The 9,094-nt window shown below is 57.9% G+C and carries 8 protein-coding genes and 1 pseudogene; 7 read left to right on the plus strand and 2 right to left on the minus strand.

Translation table 11 applies throughout. The features are described 5' to 3' along the window. A partial coding sequence (gene mobQ / locus ABJZ52_RS10280) for a MobQ family relaxase (protein WP_348487751.1) occupies positions 1-805 on the minus strand: 805 nt, incomplete at its 3' end. Between the two features lie 645 nt (positions 806-1,450). Here mobQ and ABJZ52_RS10285 point away from each other — a divergent pair. From ABJZ52_RS10285 to ABJZ52_RS10315, 7 genes and pseudogenes are all read left to right on the plus strand, one after another. Then, positions 1,451-1,738 carry a mobilization protein gene (locus ABJZ52_RS10285; protein WP_348487752.1) on the plus strand — a complete coding sequence of 96 codons (288 nt, stop codon included), beginning with the start codon at positions 1,451-1,453 and terminating at the stop codon, positions 1,736-1,738. Positions 1,739-2,004: 266 nt separating this feature from the next. Beyond that, positions 2,005-3,412, plus strand: a pseudogene (locus ABJZ52_RS10290) (type IV secretory system conjugative DNA transfer family protein); the annotation flags it as partial. Positions 3,413-3,430: 18 nt separating this feature from the next. Beyond that, a complete protein-coding gene (locus ABJZ52_RS10295; protein WP_348487753.1) occupies positions 3,431-3,979 on the plus strand; it encodes a hypothetical protein in 549 nt (182 codons plus the stop codon). A 225-nt stretch (positions 3,980-4,204) separates the two neighbouring features. Beyond that, entirely contained in the window at positions 4,205-5,239 is a 1,035-nt protein-coding gene (locus ABJZ52_RS10300; RefSeq protein ID WP_348487754.1) for a replication initiator protein A, read from the plus strand. Between the two features lie 111 nt (positions 5,240-5,350). Then, on the plus strand, positions 5,351-6,019 hold the full coding sequence (locus tag ABJZ52_RS10305) for a ParA family protein (RefSeq protein ID WP_348487755.1): 669 nt from the start codon (positions 5,351-5,353) through the stop codon (positions 6,017-6,019). A gap of 319 nt (positions 6,020-6,338) precedes the next feature. After that, positions 6,339-7,550 (plus strand): DNA (cytosine-5-)-methyltransferase, encoded by a 1,212-nt coding sequence (gene dcm / locus ABJZ52_RS10310; RefSeq protein WP_348487756.1) that lies wholly within the window; start codon positions 6,339-6,341, stop codon positions 7,548-7,550. Further along, the gene (locus tag ABJZ52_RS10315; RefSeq protein ID WP_348487757.1) at positions 7,550-8,200 is read left to right on the plus strand and encodes an Eco29kI family restriction endonuclease; all 651 of its coding nucleotides are present in this window, start codon (positions 7,550-7,552) and stop codon (positions 8,198-8,200) included. The genes dcm and ABJZ52_RS10315 overlap by 1 nt, the downstream gene beginning before the upstream one ends. A gap of 76 nt (positions 8,201-8,276) precedes the next feature. On the opposite strand, the gene ABJZ52_RS10320 is transcribed toward ABJZ52_RS10315, so the two are convergent. Then, a complete protein-coding gene (locus ABJZ52_RS10320) occupies positions 8,277-8,723 on the minus strand; it encodes a hypothetical protein (protein ID WP_348487758.1) in 447 nt (148 codons plus the stop codon). Positions 8,724-9,094 lie beyond the last annotated feature (371 nt).

A 9,094-nucleotide genomic window follows, 5' to 3' on the forward strand; every position in this document is an offset into this window, starting at 1 on the left:
CGCGGAAAGCGACGCGCGCCTGGCGGGCGGCATGGACCACGGCCCCGCGCTCGGTGACGGGGACGTATTCCCGGCCCTGGCGCTCGGCCATCGCCTTCGCCCGCCGCTCCATGGAATTGGCCGCTGGCCCCAGCTTCAGCTCGGGGTCGCGGTCCAGCTCCTCGGCGGACAGCTTGTCGCCACGCTCCTGTGCAGCGTCACGCTGCTTCTCAAGCGACCGGTGATCGACACGCTCAACCTCTCCTGCCCGCTCGAGCGCGCGGTTCTGCAACTCGGCCCAGAGGCCGCGCATCTGCTCGATCTCGACGCCGCCGGTCTTCGCAGAATCGAGCACGCGGGTCTTGGTCGTAAAGCCTTCGGCTTCCAGCTTGCGGGTGGAGGTCAGGACATGGGCGTGATGGTTGCGCTGATCGCCCTCGCGGTGCGGTGCATGGATCGCCACATCGACGGCCACACCGTAGCGGCTGACCAGCTCCTGGGCGAAGTCGCGGGTGATCTGCGACCGGGCCCCGGCGCTGATCTCAGAGGGCAGGGCCAGCTCCCATTCGCGGGCGGTGACGGAGTTGCGACGGGTCTCGCTGGCCTCGGCCTCGTTCCAGAGGCGGGACCGATCCTGCGCCCAATCCGGGGCATCCTTCGGGGTCAGGATGAAGGTCTCCTCGATGCCCTGCTTGCGGGTGTAATCGTGCACACGGCCTTCGCGCTGGCACTCGATACGCTCCCCGACACGGTAGGCTGCTGCCGCCGTGGCAGAGCGCCGGGCGCTGCGTTTGATCGTTTTCACCGAGAGGTGGTAGCTGGCCATGACGCCTACCCCGCCTCGTAACAGAAACGAAGCCAACCCGCCCCGCCGCTGACCCCAGCCCATGCCCCGACATGGGCCACTGGGTCAGCTGTCTTTTCCCCGATGGATCGCGCCCCGGCCCGGCGCGGTACGAGTGGAAAAGACAGCCCGCTTGAGGCGAGCCAACGGCTCTCCGCCGCGCGGGCTTGCCAGTGATCTGCCCCCAGATCCCCAGCCTCATGGGGGGCAGGATATGGGGACAGATCACTGGCGGTTTGCCGGGGGCAAACCCGGTTCGTGTCGGCACCGTCAGGTCCGACGACACGAACCTCCCGCAAGGGAGACGCCAGCGGCAGACCGGCCCCCACCGTGGGGCATCGGGCGAGACGCTGGCGCGACCTTGCGGGACGCGATCCAACCGCTGAGGTTGGGCTGGGATGGTTTGGAAGGGGCAGCGCGCCCTTCCATGTCGCGGCGGCACGCAGCGAAGGGGATGGCCATCGGCCGGGGCTTTGCCCCAGAGAGATCGCACGCAAATCTCGGAACCATAGGTGAAGAGTTTGCATAAGTGCGCCCTTGTCCTTTACAGGCCTACGGGTAAGCGCTATCGCTCGATCTGACAAGACCAACCTGTCCACCTGCTCTTTTCAAAGATGGAGACGCGCATTGGCAGACACCGAACTCGAACGAGCCGAGAAACGCTACGCCCAGGCCAAGGCCCGGCTTCAGGCACTGAAGAACCGGGAAGCCACCAGACAGCGCAAGCTGGATACACGGCGCAAGGTGATCCTGGGCGGTGCGCTCATGGACCTGGCGGAACGGGATTCTGGTGCTGCCGACATGCTCGACCGGCTGATCCGAAACCTGCCCCGCGAACAGGACCGCAAGGCCTTCGCGGACTGGGGGACTCCCTCCCCTGCCCCGTCCAGCTCTGATCCGGAAACGCCGTCCTGATGCGGAGCGTGATGCGCATCTTCGGAGGGCTGTTCCGGGTCTTCGGTCGTTTGATCTTCACGCCCATCCTGTTGGGCTGGATGATCGGCGCTGTCCTGTTCGGCGCGATGATCGGAGCGCTCGTGGCCACGCCCTTCGTCTTCGCCTTCTTTGACCAGCCGCCCGGCGAAAGCGCGGGGCAGTGGCTGGTCTTCGGACCCCTGATGTTTGTGGGCGCTGTCTTCGGGTTCCAGTATTGGCGCATGGCCTCCGGGGCCGATGCCTTCTTTGGGCTGACCGGCGACAGCCACGGCTCCGCCCGCTTCGCCAACCGCAAGGAGTTGAAGAAGCTCCAGCGGGAAGACGGTCTTCTGATCGGGCGCAACCCGCACACCGGGCGGCTGCTGCGCTATGACGGTCCCGCCCATCTGATCACCCTCGCCCCGACACGGGCCGGGAAAGGCGTCGGCACCGTGATCCCGAACCTGCTGGCGGCGGAGCGCTCGGTCCTGGTCATCGACCCCAAGGGCGAGAATGCCCGGATCGCCGGGGAAGCCCGGCGGCGGTTCGGAACGGTCCACGTCCTCGACCCGTTTGAGGTCAGCGGTCATCCCTCCGCCGCCTACAACCCGCTGGACCGGCTGACACCGGACAGCCTCGATCTGGGCGAGGATGCGGCCTCCCTGACAGAGGCGCTGGTGATGGACCCGCCGGGACAGGTCACGGAAGCCCATTGGAACGAGGAGGCCAAGGCCATCCTCGGCGGTCTGATCATGTTCTGCGTCTGCCACGAGGATCGTGACCGTCGCACCCTCGCCACCGTCCGGGAATATCTCACCCTGCCCCCGGAAAAGCTGCGCGCGCTGCTGGAACTGATGCAGGACAGCGATGCGGCAGGTGGGCTGATTGCCCGCGCGGCCAATCGGTTTCTGGGCAAGGCGGATCGGGAAGCTGCCTCGGTTCTGTCGAACGCACAGCGCCACACCCATTTCCTCGACAGCCCGCGCATTGCCAGGGTCACATCGCGGTCGGATTTCCACTTCTCCGATCTGCGCCACCGGATCACTTCAGTGTTTCTGGTGCTGCCACCGAACCGGATGGACGCCTACAGCCGCTGGCTGCGCCTTCTGGTCTCTCAGGCCCTTCAGGACATCGCACGGGACGCTGAGGCGTCCGTGAGGCCCCTGAGCGACCCTGCAGGCGCTCTGGGGGGGCACACAGCGCCTCAAGACGCCCACGCTGTTCCTGCTGGATGAGTTCGCCTCCCTGGGCCGTCTGGAGGCCGTAGAACGCGCCATGGGGCTGATGGCGGGCTATGGGCTTCAGCTCTGGCCGATCCTGCAGGACATGAGCCAGCTCAAGGACCTCTATGGCGAACGCGCGGGGACGTTCATTGCCAATGCCGGGGTGCAGCAGGTCTTCGGGGTGAATGACTTCGAGACGGCCAAGTGGCTGAGCCAGATGATCGGCCAGGAAACAGCCGGGTTCCAGACCGATAGCTTCAAGCCCGGTGACGGCCCCAGCTTCAGCAACAACCTGACGGGCCGCGATCTGCTGACCCCTGATGAAATCATGCAGCTCCGCCCGGAAAACCAGCTCCTGCGCGTGCAGGGTCACGCCACCGCCGTGGCGCAGAAGCTGCGCTACTACACCGATCCCGAGTTTAAGGGGCTGTTTGTCCCGCAGGACCAGTAATCCGAAGGACGCCTCACGATGCCAGACCAACCCCACCTCCCTGCCCTCTCCGACGATGATCTGCGCGAAACACTCGATCTCATGGCCACGGCTGTCGCCAGTATGTCCGACAGGATCGACGATCTGACCGCCGTGGCGGACAAGCACATCAAGGTTGCCACAGAAGCTCGGATCGCGGCCTTTGCCGCACGGGACCAGACCAATCCGAAAAAATACGGGGATCTTCTGGGCCAGACCCTCGATAGCCACCTGGGCGCAACCGCTGACGCGATGACCGAGATTGTCAGACGCCTTGGCGTCCAGACGGACAAGACCATCGGGGCTTTGGCTAAATCGGAAGATGACAGGTCCACAGCCTATCGAGCGGTGTTCGAACGGGAACAGAAAGCGGATCGTCTCAAAAGCCGCCTGCCATGGTTTGGTCTGGGTGCATTGGTTGTGGCCCTGGTGCTGACGGTGACGCTTCCTCGTTTCTTAGCCAGCAACGCGTCCACATGCGCTGTCCTTGGAGCGTCATGGACCACGACAACCACCGGTGTTGATGCATGCGTTTTCTATCAGAGGTAATTGGTGGAGTGCTGTCGGTGATCGTCTCAGCTTGTCAGGCTGGGTGTTATATATGTGTTAGAATCTGTGTTACGGGTGAGCAAGTTACTCTTAATCATTTGAAATTTAAAGACTTATTGTAATGTCCGGTAACTGATAACACGAATCTTGGTAACTGAAATCCTGCTTTGGGTAACTGATAACACGAATCTTGACTGTGGTAACTAAAACCACGAATGTGGGCCCATGGTAACTGATAACACGAACGCCCTCGCCCCGCTCCTTCCGGATCGTCACCCGCAGCATGACCTTTTCATCTGCGATGTCGCTGACGCCGTGTTGAAGGACGTGATGCAACATATGGAGCATCCGTTCTACTCGCTTTCAAAGAAGCCGGAAACTACGGTCAAGCGATACGAGAATGGCAATAAGTGGCTGCAGATCACGCCCAGTGTGAAGGGTCTCGCAACGATCTACGACAAAGACATTTTGATTTACTGCATCAGCCAGATCATGGCGAAACTGAAGGAAGGCCTTCCGGTTTCGCCCCGTGTTCGGATCAATTCCAGAGAGCTGCTTATCTTCACAAACCGCGGTACAAGTGGCCGGGAGTATCAGTCCCTTCTTGATGCCTTGGACCGTCTTGAAGGAACCCGTATCAGGACGAACATTGTGACCGGGGACGAAGAACAGGTCGATGGATTCGGCTTGATCGACGCTTCCTCAATCCGTCGCAAGCACGGTCTTGATGGTCGCCTGCTCTGGTGTGAGGTGAAGCTGTCGGATTGGGTCTTCAACGCGATCCGAAACGAAGAAGTTCTGACCCTGCATAGGGACTACTTCCGTCTGCGTAAGCCCATTGAACGGCGGGTGTACGAAATTGCTCGAAAGCACTGTGGTCAACAGAAATCTTGGCGTATCACGCTGGCCAAACTGCTTCTCAAGACTGGTTCTCAAAGCCCTCAGAAGCGCTTCCGGCAGATGATCCGGCAGCTCGCAGAGCATGACCACTTGCCGGATTACCACGTTACCTTTGAGGATGAAGCCGACATGGTGGTTTTCACCAATCGCGGCACGATGTCCCCTGCTTCGCTCATTGAAGACAGTGTTCCTCCTTTGCAGTCTGATACCTACGAAGAAGCGCGCCATGCTGCTCCTGGATGGGATGTACGCTTTCTTGAACGCGAGTGGCGCGACTGGTGTGTGGAGCCTCCTCGTAACGCTGATCGGGCTTTTGTTGGGTTTTGCCGGAAATGGTTCGAGAAGCGCGGGAGGCCGTAAGATTAAAAACCGGTAATAGAAATAAATCCGGTTATAGATTTAAATCAGGTGTTGGATATTTTTCCGGTACAGGATATAAACCCGGTAACAACAAAGCGGCAGGATCGAGCAATGCCCGTTATCGTTATGGCAAGCCCCAAGGGCGGGGTCGGTAAATCAACTTGCGCTGTCCTTCTGGCGTCTGAATTCGCCCGGATGGGAGCGGATGTCACAGTACTAGACTGTGACCCGAACAAATCTCTGACCAGATGGGCATTGCACGGCGTGCCCACTGGTGTGACCCTCAAGAACGAGATTGGCCGCTCAGAGATTGTTCCAACAATCCGGAGCGCGGACGGCGATGGCAAAATCGTTATTGTGGACCTGGAAGGGGTTGCCTCCCAGCTTGTAAGTCGTGCGATTTCCCAAGCGGACTTGGTGATCGTACCGATGCAGCCGACGGCCCTCGACGCAGAGATCGGCTCCGAAGCACTGGCATTGGTACGAGAAGAAGAAGAGGCGCTCGGGCGTTCGATCCGACATGCTGTGGTTTTGACCAAGACAAGTGCAGCAGTCAAAAGCCGCGTCCAAAAAGAGCTGGAAGAGCAGCTCAGAGGGGCAGGGATCGACGTGATCGAGCCATCTTTAGTTGCGCGTGCGGCATTCTCGGAGCTGTTTGCCTATGGCGGTGATCTGACTGCAATGATGAACGATCCAGAGATGATGACGGGCGGAAAAGTGGACAAAGCGTTGATCAACGCTCAGGCATTCACGGAGGCTGTTTATGAGCGGCTCAAATAGACTTGCAGGGTTGAAGGCACGCCCCAAGGGTACGACTGTTGAAGAAGTCCGGCGCGTGGATGAGGTCGGAGAGGCGAGGGGCTTCCTCGACAGGACACCTCGCAAGAAGCCTGGCCGCAAACCTAGCCCTCGCACTTATCAGTTGCACCCGAAGGTGTTCCCGAAGGTGGGTGAAGCAATAGCAGCAGAGGCGGAAAGGTTAGGTATCACCCAGGGCCAGCTAATTGAAATACTTTGGAAAAAGTACGAAGCTTCAAATTAACCAAAAGCGCCCATCTTTGGACTGCTGCACAAGAATAGATCGAACAGGAGAAGCGATATGCTGAAATCACTTGAGCTCTTTGCGGGCGCTGGTGGACTGGCGTTAGGAACTGAGCTTGCCGGTTTTCATGCTGTTGCTGCGATAGAACGGGACAGATGGGCCTGCGAAACCTTGGAAGAAAACAAGGCCCGCGGGTTTCCACTAGTGAAAGATCTCCGCGTAGTGTGTGGCGATGTTCGAGACATAGACTACTCAAGTATTCCATCCGACTTAGACCTCATTTCTGGCGGCCCACCATGCCAACCTTTTTCGATTGGCGGAAAGCATCGCGCCTTCGCAGATGAGCGGGATATGTTTTCTACGTTTGCGGATGTTGTGGCGCGGCTGAAACCGCGGTCTTTCATCATAGAGAACGTAAAAGGTTTAACCCGTGCTGCGTTCGCTAACTACGTCGCTTACATCGAGCATCGTGTCTCTATGCCGGAAATCTCTCAAAGAGGAGGCGAAACCTGGCAAGAACACTTGAAGCGGCTAGAAAGAGAGAAGACCTCTACGGGCGATCATGGTGTCAGATACAATGTCGCGCGCCAGCTCTTCAACGCAGCGGACTATGGTGCTCCACAAAAACGGGAACGAGTATTTATCGTCGGCTTCCGCGAAGATCAGGACGTGCATTGGAATTTCCCCGACACCACGCATAGTCTTGATGCGTTGCTTCGGGAGCAGTGGATAACGGGCGAGTACTGGGACAGGCACCAAGTTTCAAAGCGAGCGCGTGGATTAGTGCCAGAACGACTAAAAGGTCGTATTGAGAGGCTTCGCGCGCTTAACTCAAGCGATGGTAGTCTTCCTTGGCAAACGGTACGTGATGCACTTCAAACCCTTCCTGAACCGCGCTCTGACGGGCGGCAAACTGCAGGCATCGCCAATCACCGGTTTCAGCCAGGCGCACGCGTTTATAAGGGCCATACCGGTTCCCCAATCGACCTGCCGTCTAAAGCGCTTAAAGCTGGCGACCATGGCGTTCCAGGCGGCGAAAATATGATGGTCAAGCCGAACGGAGAGGTGAGGTACTTCACGGTCCGTGAATCGGCGCGCCTACAGGGGTTCCCAGACGGCTATGTATTTCATGGAGCGTGGAGTGAAACTATGCGTCAGCTCGGGAATGCTGTTCCAGTAATGTTAGCACATTCCGTTGCCTCTAGTGTGGCTCAGAAGCTTCTAGAAGCTGACTTGGTGCGGATCACAAAGCGCGGCAAGTTGCACTGATGAGTGAATACAATCCGTTCAACCCGCTGGACCGAGAAAATCTCGCGGCTTCCGTGGGCGAAGCCCTTCTAGAAAAAGAACCTGTGCAACTTGGCGCACTAGATACTTTCGTTGGGGCAGGGGTCTATACGATATACTACACAGGCGGTTTCGCGCCTTATCGCAAGATTGCTGATGCAAACACAGATGGAGGGTGGCGCGCGCCAATCTATGTCGGAAAGGCAATTCCCGCAGGTGGCAGGAAAGGAGGCTTATCTTCAAACGCTAAGCCTAAGCCCTACCTCAAAAAACGATTGGACGAGCACGCCGAGAGTATTCGTTCTGCCGCCTCAACGCTGAACATAGACGACTTCTTCTGTCGTTACCTTGTTGTTGAAGATATATGGATTCCCTTGGGTGAAAATTTGATGATCAGTCGGTTTTCACCCATCTGGAACACCCTGATCGATGGCTTCGGAAACCATGATCCCGGTAAAGGTAGGTATAACGGTTTGCGGCCAAGGTGGGATGTGCTGCATCCAGGGCGGGGTTGGGCAGAGAAGTGTAGAGAGCGCCCGGAAACGGCCGAGACGATTGCGCGGGAGATAGAGGACTACTTGCGGACTCGGCCAATTGGCCTGGGTCAGAAACTCTTCAAAAGGGACGATTGAAAATCGAGCTTTCACCCAGCGTAATTTGGGAGTCGAATTTTTGGCACCATCGTACAGTGATGGTGCCAAAAAGTGCTTAGTCTACTAACAATGCCTTTGAGCGTTTCCGTGCGCGCGACGCGCGCTTTCGCAGCGAAGCAGGGGTAGCATGCTCCACTTCTGCCAGTTCTGCATAGCTGTCTCCAGCAGCAACCTTCTCCAACAAATTGTAGTCTGCGAGTGAAGATTTGAGCGCCTGAAGCTGCGAACGGGCATCGAGCATGGATGAAGGGTCGCAAGTATGCGGTAGCCAAGTAACAGGGTTCAAACGCAATAGACGTTTGCGATGACGGTTTTTTCGAGCGCCTGTTTGAATCCGTCTTTCTGTATCAGTACGATCAAACGAATTTTTCTGAACGATGTCATCCAACGTTTTGTCCAGGGCGTATTCTAGCCCCCATTGGCGATCATTGGATGTTGATGAGTTCTTCAGTTCTTCTTGAACACGGGCGAACTCAGCCCAATCTTCTGATTGGTCTTCCATTATTTACCTCAAGGTTTGTGCAGACCGTGTGGGCTGCAAGGGTTAGTTGGCTCGACCGTCTTGGGAGGTTTCATCAGCATAGACGCTGTGCTTACTGATGACGTTCACCCGCGTTGGACCGAACCATTGAGAAATCATACATGGAATTGCGTATGCTCTCAACTATAAGGATATGCGGGCGGCCAATTGTGACCGCCCGCATTCAAAAATTACGCAGTTAGTTGAATCCGAAGCGTTTCGGACCATTCCCTCTGTAGCGTTTCCAGAGTCCTCTGCGCATCTTCATTGTCCATCGACAGAGCCGACTGTGTCCGCGCGAGAGAGAGAAGCATGAGTTCAAGTGCCACTAGAGGTCCAGTTTGCTCGCGCAC

It is taken from the genome of Roseibium sp. (assembly GCF_039982295.1).
GTDB lineage: Bacteria > Pseudomonadota > Alphaproteobacteria > Rhizobiales > Stappiaceae > Roseibium.